This window comes from Acinetobacter sp. Marseille-Q1623 (assembly GCF_902809895.1).
In the GTDB taxonomy this organism is placed as follows: Bacteria; Pseudomonadota; Gammaproteobacteria; order Pseudomonadales; family Moraxellaceae; genus Acinetobacter; species Acinetobacter piscicola_A.
Map to the genome: position 1 here is coordinate 1,160,886 of NZ_CADDWG010000001.1, position 19,727 is coordinate 1,180,612.

Annotated in this window: 22 protein-coding genes; 14 read left to right on the forward strand and 8 right to left on the reverse strand. The window is 38.0% G+C overall.

Features of this window, described 5'->3' with window-relative positions; all coding sequences use genetic code 11:
• The first annotated feature begins 8 nt into the window (after positions 1–8).
• The 5 genes from HUV91_RS05510 to HUV91_RS05530 all read left to right on the forward strand — a co-directional run bounded on the left by HUV91_RS05510 (position 9) and on the right by HUV91_RS05530 (position 5,936).
• Complete coding sequence (locus HUV91_RS05510; protein WP_174492797.1) at positions 9–2,003, forward strand: acetyl/propionyl/methylcrotonyl-CoA carboxylase subunit alpha; 1,995 nt, start codon at positions 9–11, stop codon at positions 2,001–2,003.
• Positions 2,000–2,917, forward strand: a complete 918-nt coding sequence (locus tag HUV91_RS05515; RefSeq protein WP_174492798.1) for a hydroxymethylglutaryl-CoA lyase — start codon at positions 2,000–2,002, stop codon at positions 2,915–2,917. Before HUV91_RS05510 ends, HUV91_RS05515 begins: the two co-directional genes overlap by 4 nt.
• Positions 2,918–2,979: 62 nt before the next feature.
• Entirely contained in the window at positions 2,980–3,684 is a 705-nt protein-coding gene (locus tag HUV91_RS05520; RefSeq protein ID WP_174492799.1) for a CoA transferase subunit A, read from the forward strand.
• A 4-nt stretch (positions 3,685–3,688) separates the two neighbouring features.
• Positions 3,689–4,315: a CoA transferase subunit B gene (locus HUV91_RS05525; RefSeq protein WP_174492800.1), complete on the forward strand. Its 627-nt coding sequence runs from the start codon at positions 3,689–3,691 to the stop codon at positions 4,313–4,315.
• Between the two features lie 199 nt (positions 4,316–4,514).
• Positions 4,515–5,936: a short-chain fatty acid transporter gene (locus tag HUV91_RS05530; RefSeq protein WP_130073716.1), complete on the forward strand. Its 1,422-nt coding sequence runs from the start codon at positions 4,515–4,517 to the stop codon at positions 5,934–5,936.
• A 420-nt stretch (positions 5,937–6,356) separates the two neighbouring features.
• On the opposite strand, the gene HUV91_RS16595 is transcribed toward HUV91_RS05530, so the two are convergent.
• Positions 6,357–6,746: a hypothetical protein gene (locus tag HUV91_RS16595; RefSeq protein ID WP_228721844.1), complete on the reverse strand. Its 390-nt coding sequence runs from the start codon at positions 6,744–6,746 to the stop codon at positions 6,357–6,359.
• 327 nt (positions 6,747–7,073) lie between these two features.
• Here HUV91_RS16595 and HUV91_RS05540 point away from each other — a divergent pair, with 327 nt between their 5' ends.
• Complete coding sequence (locus tag HUV91_RS05540; RefSeq protein ID WP_130073717.1) at positions 7,074–7,520, forward strand: universal stress protein; 447 nt, start codon at positions 7,074–7,076, stop codon at positions 7,518–7,520.
• 169 nt (positions 7,521–7,689) lie between these two features.
• Positions 7,690–8,133: a universal stress protein gene (locus tag HUV91_RS05545; RefSeq protein WP_174492801.1), complete on the forward strand. Its 444-nt coding sequence runs from the start codon at positions 7,690–7,692 to the stop codon at positions 8,131–8,133.
• A gap of 87 nt (positions 8,134–8,220) precedes the next feature.
• On the opposite strand, the gene HUV91_RS05550 is transcribed toward HUV91_RS05545, so the two are convergent.
• The gene (locus HUV91_RS05550) at positions 8,221–8,454 is read right to left on the reverse strand and encodes a hypothetical protein (RefSeq protein WP_130073719.1); all 234 of its coding nucleotides are present in this window, start codon (positions 8,452–8,454) and stop codon (positions 8,221–8,223) included.
• Between the two features lie 346 nt (positions 8,455–8,800).
• Here HUV91_RS05550 and HUV91_RS05555 point away from each other — a divergent pair, with 346 nt between their 5' ends.
• Positions 8,801–9,271, forward strand: a complete 471-nt coding sequence (locus HUV91_RS05555) for a CinA family protein (protein WP_174492802.1) — start codon at positions 8,801–8,803, stop codon at positions 9,269–9,271.
• A gap of 125 nt (positions 9,272–9,396) precedes the next feature.
• The gene (locus HUV91_RS05560; RefSeq protein ID WP_174492803.1) at positions 9,397–9,861 is read left to right on the forward strand and encodes a hypothetical protein; all 465 of its coding nucleotides are present in this window, start codon (positions 9,397–9,399) and stop codon (positions 9,859–9,861) included.
• Positions 9,862–9,904: 43 nt separating this feature from the next.
• Here the strand turns inward: HUV91_RS05560 and HUV91_RS05565 are convergent, their stop codons facing one another.
• From HUV91_RS05565 to HUV91_RS05585, 5 genes are all read right to left on the reverse strand, one after another.
• The gene (locus HUV91_RS05565) at positions 9,905–10,564 is read right to left on the reverse strand and encodes a DUF6988 family protein (protein ID WP_174492804.1); all 660 of its coding nucleotides are present in this window, start codon (positions 10,562–10,564) and stop codon (positions 9,905–9,907) included.
• A 63-nt stretch (positions 10,565–10,627) separates the two neighbouring features.
• A complete protein-coding gene (gene aroC / locus HUV91_RS05570) occupies positions 10,628–11,722 on the reverse strand; it encodes a chorismate synthase (RefSeq protein WP_174492805.1) in 1,095 nt (364 codons plus the stop codon).
• Between the two features lie 12 nt (positions 11,723–11,734).
• Positions 11,735–12,745 (reverse strand): 50S ribosomal protein L3 N(5)-glutamine methyltransferase, encoded by a 1,011-nt coding sequence (prmB, locus tag HUV91_RS05575; RefSeq protein WP_130073723.1) that lies wholly within the window; start codon positions 12,743–12,745, stop codon positions 11,735–11,737.
• 92 nt (positions 12,746–12,837) lie between these two features.
• Entirely contained in the window at positions 12,838–13,224 is a 387-nt protein-coding gene (locus HUV91_RS05580) for a hypothetical protein (protein ID WP_174492806.1), read from the reverse strand.
• A gap of 148 nt (positions 13,225–13,372) precedes the next feature.
• A complete protein-coding gene (locus tag HUV91_RS05585; RefSeq protein WP_130073725.1) occupies positions 13,373–13,597 on the reverse strand; it encodes a hypothetical protein in 225 nt (74 codons plus the stop codon).
• A 137-nt stretch (positions 13,598–13,734) separates the two neighbouring features.
• On the opposite strand from HUV91_RS05585, the gene HUV91_RS05590 reads away from it, so the two are divergent.
• The 5 genes from HUV91_RS05590 (at position 13,735) to HUV91_RS05610 (ending at position 18,984) form a co-directional block, all read left to right on the forward strand.
• Complete coding sequence (locus HUV91_RS05590) at positions 13,735–14,043, forward strand: hypothetical protein (protein ID WP_174492807.1); 309 nt, start codon at positions 13,735–13,737, stop codon at positions 14,041–14,043.
• A 160-nt stretch (positions 14,044–14,203) separates the two neighbouring features.
• Complete coding sequence (locus HUV91_RS05595) at positions 14,204–15,577, forward strand: ABC1 kinase family protein (RefSeq protein WP_174492808.1); 1,374 nt, start codon at positions 14,204–14,206, stop codon at positions 15,575–15,577.
• A 244-nt stretch (positions 15,578–15,821) separates the two neighbouring features.
• A complete protein-coding gene (locus tag HUV91_RS05600; protein ID WP_174493594.1) occupies positions 15,822–17,108 on the forward strand; it encodes an acyl-CoA dehydrogenase family protein in 1,287 nt (428 codons plus the stop codon).
• A 25-nt stretch (positions 17,109–17,133) separates the two neighbouring features.
• Positions 17,134–18,333 carry an acyl-CoA dehydrogenase family protein gene (locus HUV91_RS05605; RefSeq protein ID WP_174492809.1) on the forward strand — a complete coding sequence of 400 codons (1,200 nt, stop codon included), beginning with the start codon at positions 17,134–17,136 and terminating at the stop codon, positions 18,331–18,333.
• A 162-nt stretch (positions 18,334–18,495) separates the two neighbouring features.
• Positions 18,496–18,984: a GNAT family N-acetyltransferase gene (locus HUV91_RS05610; protein ID WP_130073730.1), complete on the forward strand. Its 489-nt coding sequence runs from the start codon at positions 18,496–18,498 to the stop codon at positions 18,982–18,984.
• A 29-nt stretch (positions 18,985–19,013) separates the two neighbouring features.
• Here the strand turns inward: HUV91_RS05610 and HUV91_RS05615 are convergent, their stop codons facing one another.
• The gene (locus tag HUV91_RS05615) at positions 19,014–19,712 is read right to left on the reverse strand and encodes an SIR2 family NAD-dependent protein deacylase (RefSeq protein ID WP_130073731.1); all 699 of its coding nucleotides are present in this window, start codon (positions 19,710–19,712) and stop codon (positions 19,014–19,016) included.
• Between the last annotated feature and the right edge of the window lie 15 nt (positions 19,713–19,727).

Consider the following 19,727-nt stretch of genomic DNA (forward strand, 5'->3'; position numbering starts at 1 on the left):
ACAACACCATGTTTGAAAAGATTTTAATTGCCAATCGTGGCGAAATTGCTTGCCGTGTCATTCGTACTGCAAAGAAATTAGGCATTGCAACGGTCGCAGTATATTCAGATGCAGATGCTAACTCACAGCATGTCAAACAAGCCGATGAAGCGGTTTATATTGGTGAATCCCCTGCTTCACAGAGTTATTTACAAGCAGATCGGATCATTCAAGCGGCTTTAGATACAGGTGCGCAAGCGATTCATCCTGGTTATGGTTTCTTGTCTGAAAATGATCAATTTGCCCTTGCTTGTGAAAAAAATAATATTGTATTTATTGGACCTCCTGTTGCTGCAATTTTGGCAATGGGACTTAAAGCGACTTCAAAAGCCTTGATGGAAAAAGCAGGTGTGCCTTTAACACCGGGCTATCATGGCAGCAACCAAGATGCAGCATTTTTAAAACAACAAGCCGATGGTATTGGCTACCCTGTTTTAATCAAAGCCAGCGCAGGTGGTGGCGGTAAAGGCATGCGTTTGGTTGAGCGTGAAGCTGACTTTTTAGATGCCCTGTCTTCGTGTAAAAATGAAGCAAAATCGAGCTTTGGTAATGATGAAGTTTTAGTTGAACGTTACGTGGTGAATCCACGTCACGTCGAAGTGCAAGTCTTTGGTGACTCACACGGCAACTATGTGCATTTATTTGAACGTGATTGCTCTGTACAACGCCGTCATCAGAAAGTACTCGAAGAAGCACCTGCCCCAAAGATTGCTGAAGAAAAATTGGAAGCCATGCGTAAAGCTGCGATTGATGCAGCCAGTGCCGTGAATTATGTCGGTGCTGGAACAGTTGAATTCATCGTTGAACAAGATGGTACAGCGTACTTCATGGAAATGAATACCCGTCTTCAAGTTGAACATCCTGTGACTGAAATGATCACAGGGCAAGACTTGGTTGAATGGCAGCTGCGTGTTGCAAGCGGTGAACCATTACCCAAATTACAACATGAACTCAGCATCAACGGTCATGCCATCGAAGCACGAATCTATGCCGAAGAACCTGAAAAAGGTTACTTACCTGCGATTGGGAAAATTCGCTACTTACATTATCCTACGCAAAATGAACATGTTCGTGTTGATAGCGGCATTGTACAAGGTGATGAAATCACGACTTATTATGATCCAATGATTTCTAAACTGATCGTATGGGGTAAAAATCGTGATGAAGCCTTAGTCCAAATGCATCATGCACTTGGGCATTTCCATGTTGAAGGTTTGGGCAATAACATTGCATTTTTAGACCGAATCATCCGTTGCGATTCATTTAAAAATGCAGACTTAGACACCAATCTGATTCAACGTGAAGATGAATTTTTATTTAAAAATATTCGCACTGCGGATACCAATTTAATCATCACTGCAGCATTTACCGAGCTTTTAAGCCGATTTAAAGCCAATAAAACCGCAAATAATCCTGTTTGGCAAAATCAATCCATTTGGCGTTTGAACCAAGCCAACCGCTACCCTGTCAAATTTAATTTGGCTGGGCATGAAATTATCGTCCATTTCCGCCCCGTTGCTGATCAATTCATTGCTGAATATCAAGATTTACAACTACAAATCTGGGGTCAATTACTCAATGAAAATACAGTGCACATCGACCTCAATGGTCTAAAGCAAAAAATTGCGTTTAACCGTAATGAACAAGCTTTAACGGTATTTTCAAATGCACAAAATTACATTTTTGAACATATTCAGCCAAAAATCAGCAATGAAGACAGTTCAAGTAATGAAAGTAATTTAAAAGCACCGATGCCAGGGGTGATTACCAAAGTCTTGGTTTCAGCGAAAGATCAAGTGAAAAAGGATGATATTTTACTGACACTTGAAGCGATGAAAATCGAATATACCATTCGTGCGCCACAAGACGGCGTGATTGCAGCAGCCTATTTCCAAGCGGGTGATCAAGTCAAAGCGGGTGATGAATTGGTTGAATTTGAATTACTCACGGAGAATGTGGCATGACTTTAGCGCACGACAACTTCGTGAAAATCGTTGAAGTCGGTCCTCGTGACGGACTGCAAAACGAGAAAACACCTTTAACACTCGAACAACGTAAAGCCTTAATTTTAGACTTAATGCAAACAGGACTGACTTCAATTGAAGTCGGCTCTTGTGTCTCAGCAAAATGGGTGCCGCAAATGGCAAATAGCGACCAACTCTTTGCCGAATTACCGAAAGATCCTAATATTGGTTTTAGCTTACTCACGCCTAATCTTAAAGGTTTTGAATCTGCTTTAGCAGTCGGTTGCCAAGAAGTTGCTGTCTTTACCGCTGCCTCTGAAAGTTTTACCCGTAAAAATATCAATTGCTCAATCGATGAGAGCTTTGAAAAATTTGCTGATGTTTTAGCCGTAGCTAAAGCCAACAATGTCAAAGTTCGTGGTTATGTCTCATGTATCGTCGATTGTCCTTATGAAGGTGCAATTGACCCGAAGCAAGTCGCAAAAGTCACCCAACGATTGTATGACATGGGTTGTTATGAAGTTTCTTTAGGTGAAACCATCGGCACAGCAACGCCTGATCGTGTTAAAAAAGTCTGGGAGGCATGCCTTGCTGAGTTAGATGCAAAAGTACTTGCAGGACATTTCCATAATACCTATGGCATGGCAATTGCCAATATTTACCAATCTCTTGAGCAAGGCATCCGCGTTTTTGACTCCTCTATTGCTGGGCTGGGGGGGTGCCCTTATGCCAAAGGTGCTTCAGGCAATGTGTCAACCGAAGACCTATATTATTTACTGTCGAAAATGGGCTTCGAAACAGGAATTAATTTAGACGCACTCATGCAAGCAAGTCGAAATATCAGCCAAGTTCTAAACCGACAAAATCCTTCAAACTACGCCAATGCCTATTGGCAAACTCAATGCGCTTCGTGATATAAACCATACATAAGTGCAAGAAAAATTAATGGAATAAGATCGTAATAACAAGGTGAAATATGCTCAATAAAGTTTATGCAAATGCAACGGATGCATTACAAGATATTGTCCAAGATGGGCAAACTTTAGCCGTTGGCGGTTTTGGTCTCTGCGGTATGCCTGAAGCTTTAATCTCAGCATTAAAAGCAACAGGTGTCAAAGACCTGACATGTATTTCCAATAACGCTGGTGTGGATGGTTTTGGTCTAGGTTTATTGTTAGAAACCAAACAGATCAAAAAAATGATTGCCTCTTATGTCGGTGAGAACAAAGAGTTTGAACGTCAGTTTTTAAATGGTGAACTTGAAGTTGAACTGACACCACAAGGCACTCTGGCAGAAAAACTACGTGCAGGTGGTGCAGGTATTCCTGCTTTTTATACCCAAGCAGGTGTCGGGACTTTAGTTGCTGAAGGTAAAGAAGTCCGTAATTTCAATGGCAAAGATCACATTTTAGAAGAATCACTCACCGCAGATATTGCCTTAGTGAAAGCCTACAAAGCAGATAAAGCAGGGAATTTAATTTTCCGTAAAACAGCACGTAATTTTAATCCTGATTGTGCCACCGCAGGAAAAATCACCGTGGTTGAAGTAGAAAAATTAGTTGAAGTCGGTGAGCTAGATCCAGATCATGTGCATCTGCCAGGAATTTATGTGCATCGTATTATTGTCAATGCTCAGCCTGAAAAGCGCATTGAACAATTGACATTAAAATCAGAGGGATAAAGTCATGGCTTGGACACGTAATGAAATGGCACAACGTGCTGCACAAGAACTTGAAAATGGTTTTTATGTCAATTTAGGCATCGGATTACCGACCCTTGTTGCCAATTATATCCCTGAAAATATGGATGTTTGGCTACAATCTGAGAATGGTTTACTCGGCATTGGCGAGTTTCCAACAGAAGAAACAGTGGATGCAGACCTGATTAATGCAGGTAAACAAACAGTCACCACACGCTCAGGTGCTTCATTTTTCGCAAGTTCACAATCTTTTGCCATGATTCGTGGCGGCAAAGTCAATATTGCGATTTTAGGGGCAATGGAAGTTTCTGAAACAGGTGACCTTGCCAATTGGATGATTCCCGGCAAAAAAGTCAAAGGGATGGGCGGTGCAATGGATTTGGTTGCAGGTGTACAAAAAGTCGTAGTGTTAATGGAGCACTGTGCCAAAGATGGTTCACCTAAAATCGTAAAAAACTGCGAGCTCCCATTAACAGGAAAAGGCGTGGTTGACCGTATTATTTCTGATTTAGGTGTTTTTGATGTCACCGAACAAGGGATTAAATTGGTTGAACTTGCCGAGGGTGTCACATTGGATGACGTACAAAAAGTCACTGGTGTGAGCATCTTATAACTACTGTAGGATTGCTGAGATGCCCATGAGACAGGGCGAACTAAAATCACATCAATACCTGTGAAAACATAAGTCTTTAAATGCCTTATGTTTTCCCTATTATAATGTTTTTCACATAAAAAATATTTATCTATTAAATCAATACCACTAATTGTACATCAGGCATGCATATGTAAAACAAAATTCAAGGATGATACACATGAGTAATTCTCAAAATATTTTGCAAAGGTTTGCAATTAAAGTCAGTGATTGGTCTGAAAAATGGTTTCCTGACTCCTATATTTTTGCCCTTTTAGGGGTGATTATCGTGGCTATTGCCTCAATGGCTATCGGCGCACCTGCAACACAAGTTGCTCTTTCATTTGGTGATGGTTTTTGGAGTTTGATTCCATTTACCTTACAAATGTGTATGTTGATCGTGGTGGGTTATGTTGTGTCTGTGTCTAAACCGATCAAATTTATCATTAACAAGCTCGCACTCATCCCAAGTTCAGGCACAGGTGGTATTGTGCTTGTGGCAAGCATTAGCTTATTGGTTTCATTAATTAACTGGGCAATGAGTACTGTGCTCACAGCGCTATTGGTCATTGCGCTTGCGCAACGTAAAGAATTAAATTTGGACTACCGTGCTGCCGCAGCCGCTGCAATTATCGGTATGGGGGCAACATGGGCATTGGGAATCAGTTCATCTGCTGCTCAACTACAAGCCAACAAAGCCAGTTTACCTGAATCCATCTATCAACTCACAGGCGTCATTCCTTTTACTGAAACGATTTTTTTACCACAATCACTCATTATGACGGCAGTGCTGATTATCGCTTCAATTGCAATCGCGTATTTTTCTGCACCTAAAGGGCAACATGTAAAAACTATAGATCAGTTTAATGTCAAACTTGATCAAGAAGATACTGAAATACAGGATACTACTGCAATCCATAAACGTCCGGGAGATTGGTTAGAAAACTCTCCTATTCTCAGTATTCTGATCGTGATCTTAGGCGCAATTTGGATGGTGAATGAGTTTTCTAAAAGCAATCCCATTCTCGCCATTTCCAGTCTAAATACCTATAACTTTATCTTCTTAATGTTAGGCATTGCACTACATGGCACACCACGTAACTTTTTAAATGCTGTGTCTAAAGCAGTTCCTGCAATTTCTGGTGTACTGATCCAATTTCCACTTTATGGCAGTATTGCTTTTATCATGACCCATGCCATGAATGCGCAAGACTTATCACTCTCACATTATATTGCTGAATTTTTTGTCTCGATTTCATCTCAAGAAACTTTTGCCATTGTCATGGGAGTTTACTCGGCTATTTTGGGCTTTTTCATTCCATCAGGTGGTGGTAAGTGGATCATCGAGGCACCTTATGTGATGCAAGCTGCACATGATTTAAAGTACCATTTAGGTTGGTCAGTACAGATTTATAATGCAGCCGAAGCATTGCCCAATTTAATCAATCCATTCTTTATGTTACCTATGCTTGGGATTTTAAAACTCAAAGCCAAAGATGTGATTGGCTTTACTGTAACTCAACTGATTTTTCATATCCCATTGGTTTTATTCTTACTGTGGGCATTAGGTCGCACTCTTACTTATGTTGCACCGACTTTTTAACCGTAGATTTTAACAAGCAATATGCAATACTTTTAATGGCATAGATTTAAAAGGCTTAATGCACAGCATTAAGCCTTTTTCTAGACTCGGACAAAGCATGATTTAATACCAATCTGTTAAATTAACTTTATATAGCTTAGTCGCTTTTGCTTTTAAGCATCAATTGATTTAAACAGAGCGATGCTATCGTGAGGCGACAGGGATGTCGCCGTTGGACAAGGGTGATATGGATATCCCCTTTGTCCAATAAAGGATTTTTGTCACTTTTGATCCTTCAAAAGTGAGGCATCGACTACGCAAAGTAATTTAAACCTTTCGATGTATTTCGAGTCTGTGCAAACTTTTAATTATATTATCTAACTTGAATCGAATGGTATAAAATTCATACTGCTTAAAAGATTCAATCAACTATCTAAAAACTTATCTCGCTGCATACTCATCTTGCATACATTTTTGCTCGATATCTGACATAAAATTACTCACCACAACCATTTGCTGCATGATATGCTGGCTCATTGGTATTTGATAAGCTTTGTCTACAAGCTCAAATAATTCATTTTTATTGTATTTAACATCCAGCTTTTGAATTTGATTGACTAAGTTTGTTGCTGACTCTCCATCCTGCCTACGACTCATGATTTTATGTGCATTATTACCTAGCACATAACAATGCTCATCGGCATGATTAGAGTAACTAAAATCTTGCTCTTGTGTATTGGTCGAAGTACTTTGCGCGATCGTATATGTAGACGTAACCGTAGCCAAAATCAGAATGATAAAACGAGTTTTATTTTTCAAACAAATAAACATAAATACACTTCCCTATATTGTTATATTCAAATTAACAATCAAAATGATCAATATTTTTATCTGAGAAAAACGCTCACATTTTCTCTACATAAATGCGGGTTATTTCTCAAAATTCAAGAGTGTTGTTTTAAATAAAAACAATATAAACCAAATATTTACCCAAGAGAATCTATTTTTAAATTTATTATCGTTTTGACGCAAAATAATAGTGTATCTATTGCATTTTTAGGCTATAACTAAATAAAGAACATAAACTTTGTTCTGTAAATAATTTTTATTAAATTTAATGATGATTATATTTTTGAATATTTTAAGAGGTCAATCATTATGCCGTATGAACATATTCTTGTCCCTGTCGATGAATCCCCGATTTCTTATGCGGCATTACAACATGCTGAAGAAATTGCCTTAAAAAACAACGCTAAAATAACAGTAGTGAGTGTATTGGCTGTTGATCCAATGTTTGGGGTTGATTTCTACCAAGTTGCACCGTCTATTACTGAATATGTTTTAGCTGCTGAAAAAAATGCCCAAGCTCGATTGGACGAAATTAAAACCAATTTAAATCATCACGGCGTCAGCCAAGTGAACGTTAAAATTGTACGCGAAGTTTCACCAGCCACAGGCATTTTAAATGTCTTAAATGAAATTGGCGCAGACCTTATTGTGATGGGCTCACATGGTCGTAAAGGTTTAAAAAAGTTTGTTCTAGGTAGCGTGGCACAAGAAGTCCTAGGTGAGAGTTTCGTACCTGTATTGATCGTAAAGCAATAATAGTCAATTCTCTTTTATTTGCAAAATTAAAACCTGATTCACATTAAAAGTAGATTATTTTTTAAAAATGTAAATCTAAGATTGGCGCTCATAAATTTATGTGTTACTTATGCTCTATATTGCAATTTTTAATTTTGAATATAGAAATAATGACCACGGAGAAAATCAAATGACTTATCAACATATTTTAGTTCCCGTAGATGGTTCTCAAATTTCTTTTGCTGCTGCACAACAAGCAATTTCTCTTGGAAAAGCATTTAACAGTCAACTCACAGCAATTTGCTTAGTTGCAGAAGATCCTTTTTCAGGTGCGGATTTTTATTATAATGCCTCTATGATGAAAGAGTATTTAGAAGAAGCCAATAAAAATGCGTTGAAAGCACTAGATCAAGTCCAGCAATTCGCTGCTGCTGAAGGTGTTGCACTCACTACTGAAGTTGTTCATGGTTATGTAACTGCTGAAACCATTATTGATACGGCTGAAAAGAAAAATATTGATTTGATCGTCATGGGTTCACATGGGCGTAAAGGCTTCAAGAAATTTTTCTTAGGTAGTTTTGCTCAAGATGTTTTAAATCAAACCACGCTTCCTGTGCTCATCGTGAAAGAATAAACGCTATGCTTTAGAAAGAAAGCCTACATATATGTAGGCTTTCTTTATATGTCAATCTTAAATCTAAATAGTCAATAGATGCAGTGCTTAATTGATCGCAATAACCTTGACCAAGATTGTTTGTGACTCTTCAAAATCATCAAAAATTTGCTTACGGGTTAACTCTTTCGATTTAACTTTAAAATCATGATTTTGATATTGAATTACATTTGGAATCTGATCAAAATATTGGCTACCTGCCTCTAAATTTTCTTCAAATAATGGCGTACCTAGCTGATAATCTTTGCTTTTCAAAACAACATATTTTACAGTGGTCTTCATCAGTTGCTCCCTAATTTTCATACCCTTTATTTTTAGTTATAGCAGCTTTTGACTAACAATAAAGTAATTTCTGTTTAAGATCGTTTACTATTTCCTCGAACGATATGTTTAAGCAAATTTAAGCGCTTTAAATCGATCTTATCGTAAAATTATTGGTTACTTCCTATTGCCTGTAGCATAGGATTCGATGTTCACTCAAAAATTTTAAAAGCAAAAATATTGTATTAAGCCTATAAATCATTTCATTTTTTCTCTTACATCTTGTCTACATTTTCGCTAAGATCATAATGAAATGGGAACAAATATGAATGTGATGCGCTGACTTTTATACCATTAGGCAAACTTTATGTATTTAAAACCATGTTGTGATTTACTCGAACGTAAAAATCTAAAAATAGCATTTATTGAAAGTGCCAGTTCAGGGCATTTGAGTGCTCAGTTTTCGATTTATAAAAATAGTGGTGCAGATATTTTACTTGGGGGCTTAGTCAGCTATGACCCATCGATTAAAATCAAAATTTTAGGTATTGATCCTCAATTAATTGAACAACACACCGCTGAATCTACCGAAGTCACTGTCGAAATGGCGATCAAAGGCAAGACACTTTTTGATCAAGCCGACCTTGTGGTGAGCTGTACTGGGTTATTGAAACATGGGGGTAGTGAGTCTGCCTATAAACCTGTAGGCACATTTTATATTGCCATTTACTATTTAAATCAAATTTATCGTTTTCAATACTTTATACAAGGGTCTGCTGAAGAAAAATTACAGCAACTCACTGAATTAGTCAGTCAGGAGATGCTACAACTTTTATAAATTTTAGTTGAAATACAATTAAAAACGGTAAACTTGCTAACAATTGTTCACTTTTAGCAATTAAAACGTTAAATTTAACATATTCTCTACAGAGAAATAACAATCACATAACGATGGGTAATTTTATGAAACTTCAATTGGCTTTGGTTGCTACAGTTGCATTATTCACAGGTTGTGCAGGTTCGTATCCTGAACGTGTTGTAACAAAGGGACCATTAATTTGTGAAGCTGCAGAAGTTTGTCCTGAACTCGCAATGCGTTGGATTGATGAAAAACGTGATGGTTTTAAAATCACAGCTGAGATCAATCAACCGACAAAATATGATATTAAGCAATTTGTATTTTTAGTTGATGGTCAACCTTATGAATATTCAACGGTTAATCCAACACAATATACCGAACAGGTTTCATCAAATTCAATTATCGTCCCTGTTAGCTTCTTGAACTCTTTCCGTAATGGTAAAGAAATTTCTCTAAAATTGGTCACAGATCAAGGTGAAATTGATCGTCCAATTTTAAAAGCGGATGGTCAAAAATCTTCGGCTTATTTAACTTTCTTAAAAGGTTATACAGGCGAAGCAGCTCAATAATTTAATAATGAAGCCATAAAAAAACCAGACGCTCTGTCTGGTTTTATTTTTTATACATGGCATCTATACGCATTTTTTCTTCTGAAGATACATCCTCTTGCATATGAAAACATACACGATATTTGTCATGTAAATAATGAATATATTTTTCTTTTGCTGCATGTCTCAATAAAATCTGTGCAGCCATGGTCGTAAAATTATTGGTTTGTTTAACTAAAATCTCATGTTGTTTTACAGTCAATCCCGCTTTTCTACGTATCATTGAATGTGCACCTGAATGTACAATATTGTTGAGATGATTCATTGAATAAAATTTAAACTGTTTAAAATTTTCAACAATATTTGTAATTTCCTTAACTTGGCTCAGTGCATCAATCATTGCAGAAACCATAGGAATTTTATGATTTTTAAATAAATCATCAATTGAACTAAGTTGTAATTTTAATACATCCTGATTTGATGCCACCATAAGCAACCAATATGCTCGTACAACAGATTCAAACTGAATTCTAAACAATGCCATGGCAGATGTTACTAAATTTTGCTCTAACAACGTTTTAACAGCAATACCGTGCTCAATAGACAAATCACAACATTGATAAACAAGTTCAAGACGGATCCCTCCATCCATAAATTGCGATTGCTCAAGCTCTTTATAAAGCTCATCAATCATTTCCATGGATAAAGCATGTAAATCCATCATATTATTTTCCATATAAAAAACCAGATCGAAATCTGGCTTTAAATTTGTTTAAAAATTACAATATCACTTCGGCTCAATCGGTGCAAATGGCGCAACGACATCGGCATTTTGTGCACGATGACGCATAAAATGATCCATTAACACAATCGCTAACATTGCTTCAGCAATTGGTGTTGCACGTACACCCACACAAGGGTCATGACGACCTTTGGTCAATACATCCGTATCTTCACGATCCATATTGATGGTTTTACCCGGCGTCGTAATACTTGCGGTTGGTTTTAATGCAATTGCGACACGAATCGTTTGACCCGAAGAAATTCCACCTAAAATCCCACCTGCATGATTGGCAAGGAAACCATCTGTGGTTAATTCATCACGAGTTTCATGACCAAACTGCCCTGCAACCGCAAAACCATCACCAATTTCAACGCCTTTAACTGCGTTGATTCCCATCATGGCATGTGCAATATCTGCATCTAAACGATCAAATACAGGCTCGCCCCAACCCACAGGAACATTTTCAGCCAAGATTTCAAGTTTAGCTCCACAGCTTGTGCCTTGTTCACGTAAAGACGTCACTAAAGCTTCAAAGCGTGGCACAGCATCTACATCACCACAGAAAAATGGATTATTAGGTACTTCGTTCCAATCCAGTTTTTCAGCAACTTCTGTACCAATCTGAGTGACATGACCACGTACAACGATCCCAAACTTTTCAGCAAGAAACTTCTTAGCGATCGCACCCGCAGCAACACGCATTGCCGTTTCACGTGCGCTCGAACGTCCACCACCACGATAATCACGGAAACCATACTTTTGCGTATAAGTATAATCTGCATGTCCCGGACGGAAAGTCTGAGCGATATTACCGTAGTCTTTCGATTTTTGGTCTGTATTGCGGATCAATAAGCCAATCGGTGTACCTGTCGTTTTACCTTCAAATACCCCTGAAATGATTTCAACTTCGTCAGGTTCTTTACGTTGAGTCGCAAACTTAGATGTTCCTGGCTTACGACGATCTAAATCTTTTTGTAAGTCTTCTGCACAAAGTTCTAAGCCCGGTGGCACACCGTCTACAATTGCCATCAAGCCCACACCGTGAGATTCACCACAAGTCGTTACACGGAAAAGTTGTCCTATACTATTGCCTGCCACGCGCATGACTCCTTATGCTTGAATAGACTGAATAAATAAATCACGGAAAGTACGACATTGTTCAGCAGTCAATGCAAAAATACCTGTACCGCCTCTTTGGAACTGTAACCAATAAAAATCAATGGTATTGAAGTTTTGTTTCATCGCCCATTCAGAATTACCCACTTCAATGACAATTAAGCCATTTTCCGTTAAATAATCTGCAGCTTGCGCCAACATTTTACGTACTAAATCTAAACCATCTTGCCCTGCTGCAAGTGCAAGTTCAGGCTCATGGTGGAATTCTTCAGGTAAATCTGCCATGTCTTCTGCATCGACATACGGAGGATTCGAAACAATCAAATCGTATTGATTTTCAGCAGGAATTTTTTCAAATAAATCAGATTCAAGCAAAGCAACTTGATACTGTTTATCATGATGTTCTGCATTGATCGAAGCAACTTCGAGCGCTTCTTTAGAAATATCCGTTGCATCCACTTCCGCTTCTGGATACGCATACGCTAAGGCAATAGCGATACAACCTGAACCTGTGCACATATCTAAAATACGTTGTGGTGTTTTAGGGTTCGAATTTTCAGGAAGATTATTCACACCTTCACGCGCTTGACCATTTTCATCTAAACAATAGGGTGCAAAACGATTTTCAATCAACTCAGCAATCGGTGAACGTGGAATCAGAACACGCTCATCAACATAATATGGTTTACCGCAGAAATAAGATAAATTTAATAAATAAGATGTCGGTACTTTTTCATTGATACGGCGTTCTAATAAACTTAAAAACTCCGCTTTTTCACTCGGTAATAATTTTGCATCTAAAATTTCATTGTCTGCATTCCAGTCCAAAGACATGGTTTGTAAAACCAATGCTGAACTTTCTGCAAAATAATCTTCTGTACCCTGACCTAAATGTGCATCGTATTGACGTAATGCTGTCACCCCAAAACGAATAAAATCACGAATGGTTACGAGGTGGTCAGCAGCTTCTTGTAAATGTTCAGCGCTAATAGTCGGTCGATCCACTTAAGGTCTCTCCAAGGTCAGTATATAAAAACGATCTAATGATACCTTGTTTTGTTTACATTTATAATGCTTTAAATAGTTTCAAGCTAAAATCAACGATATTTATACGCCTGTTTTTCCAATAAATCGGCTTGTGCCTGTGTCTTTTTCAAAGCACAAGAATAATATTTACTGGCATGTCCTACTGATAATTTTACATTTTTAATCAGACAATGCTCATCACGTAAAGTCAGCCACTTTTCATTGATTTTTTCTTGAGCTTTACGCTTTTCTTTGACCAGAGCTTTCACATGAATATCTGCAAAATATTCATAACGTTTAGTTTGTTGTTTAAGTTCAGCTTTCATACATAGTGCGGCTTGCTCAGTTGATGACTGTGCACTGTTCATACATGAAATATAATCAGATGAATATCCCATCGCAAAAGTACTTGTACTCACCAAACCCAACAAACAGCAACCCCAATCTGCTAATTTCATATTTTTCCCCAAAAGTACGCAAATAAATCATTATTATTTCAACGATGAATACGGTCTAAAATAATAAAAGACTGAGAAAAAATTGCAATGTAAAATATAGACCTTAGACTTTGGAGATATTCACCCTGTTGTTTTTATTTTAAAGTCGTTATTTGACGGTAAAAAAATGCTTTTCTGCCACCAACTTAATTTTTATACCTTTGTAATAACGAGTCAAACTATCTTGTGACTGAGTGACATGGTCAAAAAATTTATCTTGTCCAATCAAACGCGCATAGGTTTTATAGCCGATTTCTAATTTTTCTGGGGTTTTATTGTTTTTTTTAAATTCATCAATTTTTTCATTGATCATTTTCAAATTAATTTCACTCATAGCACTTAAATCTCTCCATTTCTTTTAGTTTTAACAGGTTTTATTTGCATTTATATGACAATAAAAATGAAATTTGCCTTGATTTTATTTCCTCCTTACTCCATTTATAAAACGTAATCGATTATGGGCAAATTTCAATGAGCTATAAGCACAACAATTTGATGGCAATGCGTGTCCGTTATTGGGATGATTCCGAAACGGATACAGTAAAAATCGAAAAGCAATTTTTACAGCAAATGCTGATCGAACATGGTGTATTTCAAGCCCCAACCCTTGAAGATGTTAAATATTTTTTCTTTAGTCTGCCGAGTATTATTATTGTCAAAGGTTATGCGCTTGGCTTTACCAACGGTGACATTAAAAATATGATTTCACAATATATTCAGGAAAATAAAAACAGTTTAATGCAGCATGAGACATTGAAAATCCAATATCGTATGTCCTAGCGATGCTTTTATCCTGTTTATTTTGAGCAAGATACAAAGTCATTTTTTGCATCGAAAAGATACGATATTGGTCAGGTAAAACTATTTTAATATGTGGATAGCATGTAAAATGCTACACACTATTGTATGCTCAATCGCCTACTTAAAGGATTTAATCTTCATGTCAGATCAGAATGATAAGCTTAAACAGTTAAAAACATCCTCTTTGGACAGACGCTTATCGATTGCGAAAGCGTCTTTATTAGCAGGATCTCGTTGGGCTGCTTCAAGCGCAAGTTCACTCTTTTCAAGTGAAGAAGAAAAAGAAAAAAAACGTAAAAAAGCCATGAAAGAACAAGCCGACTATCTTGTCGCTGAAATTGGCAAGCTCAAAGGTTCTATCGTTAAAATCGGTCAAATGATGGCGTTATATGGCGAGCATTTTTTACCAGAAGAAATTACACAAGCATTAAATACACTAAATAATCAAACTGTTGCACTCGCTTGGCCTGCTATCAAGGAACAACTGGTCAGCCAGTTGGGGTCTAAACTTGATGATTTAACCATTGACCATGAACCGATTGGAACAGCATCTTTAGCACAAGTGCATCGTGCAACTCGAAAATCTGACGGTTTAGAGTTAGTATTAAAAATACAATATCCTGGTGTAGCGGAAGCCATTGATTCAGATATGAGTTTATTTAAAAATATGCTCAAACTGACACGCATGGTGCCGCAAACTCGTGAGTTTGATCAATGGTTTGATGAAGTGCGTGAAATGATGCATCGTGAAGTCGATTATCATGTTGAAGCTGCGACTACACGCCGTTTTGCTGATCGCCTCAAAAATGATGTGCGCTATGCTGTGCCACAAATTATTGATCAATACTGTACAGACCGTGTGCTATGTATGACCTTCGAGCGTGGCGTGCCGATTAACAGCCCTGTGATGCTGTCTTTACCGCAAGAACGCCGTAACGCACTTGGAGAAGCTTCTTTAGAAATCGCTGTGCGTGAGATTTTTGAATGGGGCGAAATGCAAACCGACCCAAATTTTGGTAACTATTTAGTCCGCTTAGGTAATGGCGAAGACATCAAAGACAAGATTATTTTATTGGACTTCGGTGCAATCCGTCAGTTTGATGCCCAACTGCTAAAAGTTGCGCGTAACCTCATTAAAGCAGGTTATAACCATGACAGCAATGCCATGGTCAATGCCATGACTGGTTATGAATTTTTTGATGCTATGCCTGCAGGTATTAAACCCGATATGGCGAAAGTATTTTTATTGGCAACTGAAGCATTTAGCTCACCCATCAATAATCATGATTTACCGAAAGGTGTCATGGATGAACATAATCGCTATGACTGGAAGAAAAGCCAACTACATAGTCGTGTGATGCAGCAAGCATCTAAATCTATGGCATCTCGTTATTTTAGTGTTCCACCTAAAGAATTTATGTTTATTAGCCGTAAATTTATTGGTGCTTATACCTTCATGACTGTCATTGATGCCAAAACCAATGTTCGCAAAATGATCACACCTTTCATCTAAAATATGAGCTTGACTAAAATGATAGAATTTTAAATCTGTCATTTTAGTCAATAGCCAACTTTTGTTGGATTTTTAAAATTTTAAATTAATGATATTTTACAACAATTTAACCAAAATAAATCTGCTCTATTTTCCATTTATCCACTTAATACCACTTCGTCAACTTTGACATAGTTTTTTATAAAACCACATGTCAGGATAGTTTGCATACCACCACTAAAAACTAGGTATTCAAATGACCAATATGGTAAATAAAGCTCAAGGTTTGGGTTTAAATCTCATTACAAAAATTGCGGGAAGCGAATTATTAGACCAATTAAAACTTCGCAAATTTATTGAAAAATCACTTTATCAGGGCTCTAAAGTTGGCTTTAAAACGCTCTCTGCCTCACAAAAAAAATTCAAGTCCAATCAAGATGCAAGCAAACAACGTTTACCTGCTCAATCAAAAAATTTATTTGACTTAAATCTGACTGAAGAACAGCAAATGACCGTTGATGCCATGTCACAATTTGCTGCTGAAGTCCTTTACCCGCTTGCACACCAAGCCGATCACGATGAAAAATTTCCTGAGGAATTATGGCAACATAGTCTTGATTTAGGAATCAATTATTATGCTTTGCCTGAAGCTTTAGGTGGTGTTGCGACTGAACAGAATATTTTAAGTAATGTGTTAATTGCAGAAAGCTTAGCCAAAGGTGATTTTTCACTAGCTGCGGGCTTACTTTCTACTTTCAGTACAATCAATGCCATTACCCTTTGGGGCTCTGCGCAAGTTCAGTCCACTTATTTACCTGCTTTTGCAGAAGATCCTGCACTCCGCGCAACATTTGCAGTACAAGAAGCGACGCCTGCTTTTGATCCCTACCGTTTAAAAACCAAAGCCACGTCGAGCAATGGACATTTCACCATTACAGGTGAAAAAACTTTAGTTTTACTCGGTGAATCTGCTGAAATTTTCATTGTTAGTGCAGAACTTAATGGCAAGCCTGATGTCTTTGTCGTCAAACGTGATACGTCCATCAGTTATCAAAAAAGTCCTGCTATGGGGCTAAAAGGCACTGAAACAGTCACTTTAAAATTTAATCAAAGCCCTGCTTTACGCTTAGGCGATGACGATTTTAACTACGCTGCATTTTTAGATTTAGGGAATCTGATGTGGTGTGCAATGGCTGTAGGCACCTGTGAAGCTGTCAAACATTATTGCATCCAATATGCCAATGAACGCACTGCCTTTGGTGAACCCATTTCACACCGTCAAAGTGTGGCATTTATGATCGCAGATATGGCGATTGAAATTGATGCAATGCGTATGTTGGTTCTGAATGCTGCGAGCCTTGCTGAAGCTGGCAAACCCTTTCACCGTGAAGCGTATTTAGCACGTCTTTTATGTGCTGAAAAGTCCATGCAAATTGGCACCAATGGCGTACAAATCTTAGGTGGGCATGGTTTTACCAAAGAGCACCCTGTTGAACGTTGGTATCGCGACTTGCGTGCTACCGCAATTTTACATTCTGGCTTACATGCTTAATCAACAATAACTCAGGAAAATTATCATGAATTTACAAAATCCTAAAAAATTTAAAATGTTGATTGATCAAGCACATGAAACTGCATTAAATGTATTACGCCCTATTTCACGTAAATACGACAAAGCTGAACATGCCTATCCGAAAGAACTCGACATGCTTGCATCATTGCTTGATGGCATGAACGATGGCGGTGATGGGTTAAATGCAGGTGCAGCCATCAACAAACGCGGTGACCAAGACAACAGTAATAAAAATGGGACCAATATGTCCACTGCACTAGGCATTATTGAAATGTGCTATGGCGATACAGGTTTATTATTGTCTATGCCACGTCAAGGTTTAGGTAACTCTGCCATTGCAGCAGTTGCCAATGATGAGCAGCTTGAACGCTTTAAGGGGACTTGGGCAGCAATGGCGATTACAGAACCAGGCTGTGGTTCTGACTCTGCTGCAATCCGCACCACAGCAACCAAAGATGGCGATGATTATATCTTAAATGGTGAGAAAATCTTTGTCACTTCGGGTGAACGTGCTGATTCCGTTGTAGTTTGGGCAACTTTAGACAAAAAGCTCGGTCGTGCTGCGATTAAATCTTTTGTTGTGCCTAAAGGTACAGCAGGTATGAAAGTCGAGCGCCTTGAGCATAAATTGGGTATCAAAGCCTCAGACACCGCTGCGATCAGTTTTATTGATTGTCGTGTTCCTGCTACAAACTTATTGGGTAATGCTGAAATTGATGTTGCCAAAGGTTTTGCAGGCGTGATGGAAACTTTTGATAATACGCGCCCATTGGTTGCTGCTATGGCTGTCGGTTGTGCCAAAGCGTCCTTAGAACGCATCAAAGAAATTTTTAAAGATCAGCTCGATGCCAACTATGCCACCCCCTATTTACAAACTTCTAATATTGCAGCACAAATTTATCGGATGGAAGCAGAATGGGAAGCTGCACGCTTATTGATGCTCAAAGCAGCATGGATGGCGGACAATAAAAAGCCAAACTCTCGTGAAGCCTCTATTGCAAAAGCCAAAGCAGGTCGTGTAGGTAACGAAATCACGCTAAAATGTGTTGAACTTGCAGCAAGTGTTGGTTATAACGAAGATGAGTTGCTAGAAAAATGGGCACGTGACTCTAAAATCCTAGATATTTTTGAGGGTACACAGCAAATCCAACAATTGATTATTGCACGTCGTGAACTCGGTAAGTCTTCAAGTGAATTAAAATAAAGTTCAAGGATCATGATCCTTTTCCATGCCTCCTTTGTCAAAAGGAGGTTTTTTTATGACTTGGTTTTACTCAATATTTGATCACTTACATCTTAAAAACCACCCAAACTGATATTTATTTGTTATAAAAATCTTATTGTTAGATTCTACATTAATAAAGTTATGTATACACTGCGCCCAATTCAACCCCAAGACAATGCCCAACTTGCTCACATTATACGTGACGTTTCCAAAGAATTTGGTTTAGCAGCCGAATCAGGTTTTGCTGTTGCAGATCCCATTTTAGATGAACTTTACAAGGTTTATGCACAACCCAATAGTCAATATTGGGTCATTGAAAATGAACATGGCGAAATTTTTGGCGGTGGCGGCGTATCGCCACTGCAAGGTGATAGCAAAATTTTAGAAATTCAAAAAATGTATTTTCGACCCGAAGTTCGTGGTTTAGGTTTTGCTCGACAAATTTTAGCCTTAGCTTTCGATTTTACCCAACAACGAGGTTTTAAAGCCTGTTATTTAGAAACCACGCAACAGTTACAACAAGCAGTTAGATTGTATGAGAAATTAGGCTTTGAACACTTAACAGCACCGAAAGGCAACACAGGACATAGCCATGCCTGTGAAATTTGGATGCTCAAAACACTTGAATAAATCGTTTTGATAACCCCCCCTAATGTAAATTAGGCACGTAATTGTGCAACTAACTGTTGCATACCTTCTGTTGCATTCATTTTTAAACATTGATATTGCTTTGGTACACGTGCGTAACTCGCTTCTGGATCAATATAATAGGCTTGACAATGGGTCGGAATTTCGTGAATTAAACCTGCCACAGGGTAAACACTCAACGTTGAGCCAATTACAATAAAAATATCAGCATCTTGTAATAACTGAATCGCTTGATCATAAGCAGGTACAGCTTCACCAAACCAAACCACATGCGGACGTAATGGATAACCTTCAGGACATTTGTCTTTTTCTAAGTCAAGCGCCCATCCCTCTATCGGAAAAAATTCCGTTGCATACTGTGCATTCGGTTTTGAGCTTTTTGCCAAACGAATATTGCCATGTAAATGCAATACTTCACTACTACCTGCACGTTCATGTAAATCGTCAATATTTTGGGTAATGACCTGCACATCAAAGTCCATTTCCAAATCAGCAATCAGATGATGGGCTGCATTTGGCTCGGCATTTAAAATATTTTGACGTCTTTGATTATAAAAATCTTGTACTAAAGCCGGATTCGCTTGCCATGCTTCAGGCGTAGCGACTTGACGGACATCATAATTTTCCCATAAGCCATTGCTGTTTCTAAAAGTGCTGATACCACTTTCTGCACTCATTCCTGCACCCGAAAAAATGACAATTTTTTTCATATTCTCCACTTCATT

What these genes read in the sequence shown, in the direction of transcription:
- HUV91_RS05510 (WP_174492797.1), top strand. Translation starts at nt 9, where the DNA reads ATGTTTGAAAAGATTTTAATTGCCAATCGTGGCGAAATTGCTTGCCGT.
- HUV91_RS05515 (WP_174492798.1), top strand. Translation starts at nt 2,000, where the DNA reads ATGACTTTAGCGCACGACAACTTCGTGAAAATCGTTGAAGTCGGTCCT.
- HUV91_RS05520 (WP_174492799.1), top strand. Translation starts at nt 2,980, where the DNA reads ATGCTCAATAAAGTTTATGCAAATGCAACGGATGCATTACAAGATATT.
- HUV91_RS05525 (WP_174492800.1), top strand. Translation starts at nt 3,689, where the DNA reads ATGGCTTGGACACGTAATGAAATGGCACAACGTGCTGCACAAGAACTT.
- HUV91_RS05530 (WP_130073716.1), top strand. Translation starts at nt 4,515, where the DNA reads ATGAGTAATTCTCAAAATATTTTGCAAAGGTTTGCAATTAAAGTCAGT.
- HUV91_RS16595 (WP_228721844.1), bottom strand. Translation starts at nt 6,746, where the DNA reads ATGTTTATTTGTTTGAAAAATAAAACTCGTTTTATCATTCTGATTTTG.
- HUV91_RS05540 (WP_130073717.1), top strand. Translation starts at nt 7,074, where the DNA reads ATGCCGTATGAACATATTCTTGTCCCTGTCGATGAATCCCCGATTTCT.
- HUV91_RS05545 (WP_174492801.1), top strand. Translation starts at nt 7,690, where the DNA reads ATGACTTATCAACATATTTTAGTTCCCGTAGATGGTTCTCAAATTTCT.
- HUV91_RS05550 (WP_130073719.1), bottom strand. Translation starts at nt 8,454, where the DNA reads ATGAAGACCACTGTAAAATATGTTGTTTTGAAAAGCAAAGATTATCAG.
- HUV91_RS05555 (WP_174492802.1), top strand. Translation starts at nt 8,801, where the DNA reads ATGTATTTAAAACCATGTTGTGATTTACTCGAACGTAAAAATCTAAAA.
- HUV91_RS05560 (WP_174492803.1), top strand. Translation starts at nt 9,397, where the DNA reads ATGAAACTTCAATTGGCTTTGGTTGCTACAGTTGCATTATTCACAGGT.
- HUV91_RS05565 (WP_174492804.1), bottom strand. Translation starts at nt 10,564, where the DNA reads ATGATGGATTTACATGCTTTATCCATGGAAATGATTGATGAGCTTTAT.
- HUV91_RS05580 (WP_174492806.1), bottom strand. Translation starts at nt 13,224, where the DNA reads ATGAAATTAGCAGATTGGGGTTGCTGTTTGTTGGGTTTGGTGAGTACA.
- HUV91_RS05585 (WP_130073725.1), bottom strand. Translation starts at nt 13,597, where the DNA reads ATGAGTGAAATTAATTTGAAAATGATCAATGAAAAAATTGATGAATTT.
- HUV91_RS05590 (WP_174492807.1), top strand. Translation starts at nt 13,735, where the DNA reads ATGAGCTATAAGCACAACAATTTGATGGCAATGCGTGTCCGTTATTGG.
- HUV91_RS05595 (WP_174492808.1), top strand. Translation starts at nt 14,204, where the DNA reads ATGTCAGATCAGAATGATAAGCTTAAACAGTTAAAAACATCCTCTTTG.
- HUV91_RS05600 (WP_174493594.1), top strand. Translation starts at nt 15,822, where the DNA reads ATGGTAAATAAAGCTCAAGGTTTGGGTTTAAATCTCATTACAAAAATT.
- HUV91_RS05605 (WP_174492809.1), top strand. Translation starts at nt 17,134, where the DNA reads ATGAATTTACAAAATCCTAAAAAATTTAAAATGTTGATTGATCAAGCA.
- HUV91_RS05610 (WP_130073730.1), top strand. Translation starts at nt 18,496, where the DNA reads ATGTATACACTGCGCCCAATTCAACCCCAAGACAATGCCCAACTTGCT.
- HUV91_RS05615 (WP_130073731.1), bottom strand. Translation starts at nt 19,712, where the DNA reads ATGAAAAAAATTGTCATTTTTTCGGGTGCAGGAATGAGTGCAGAAAGT.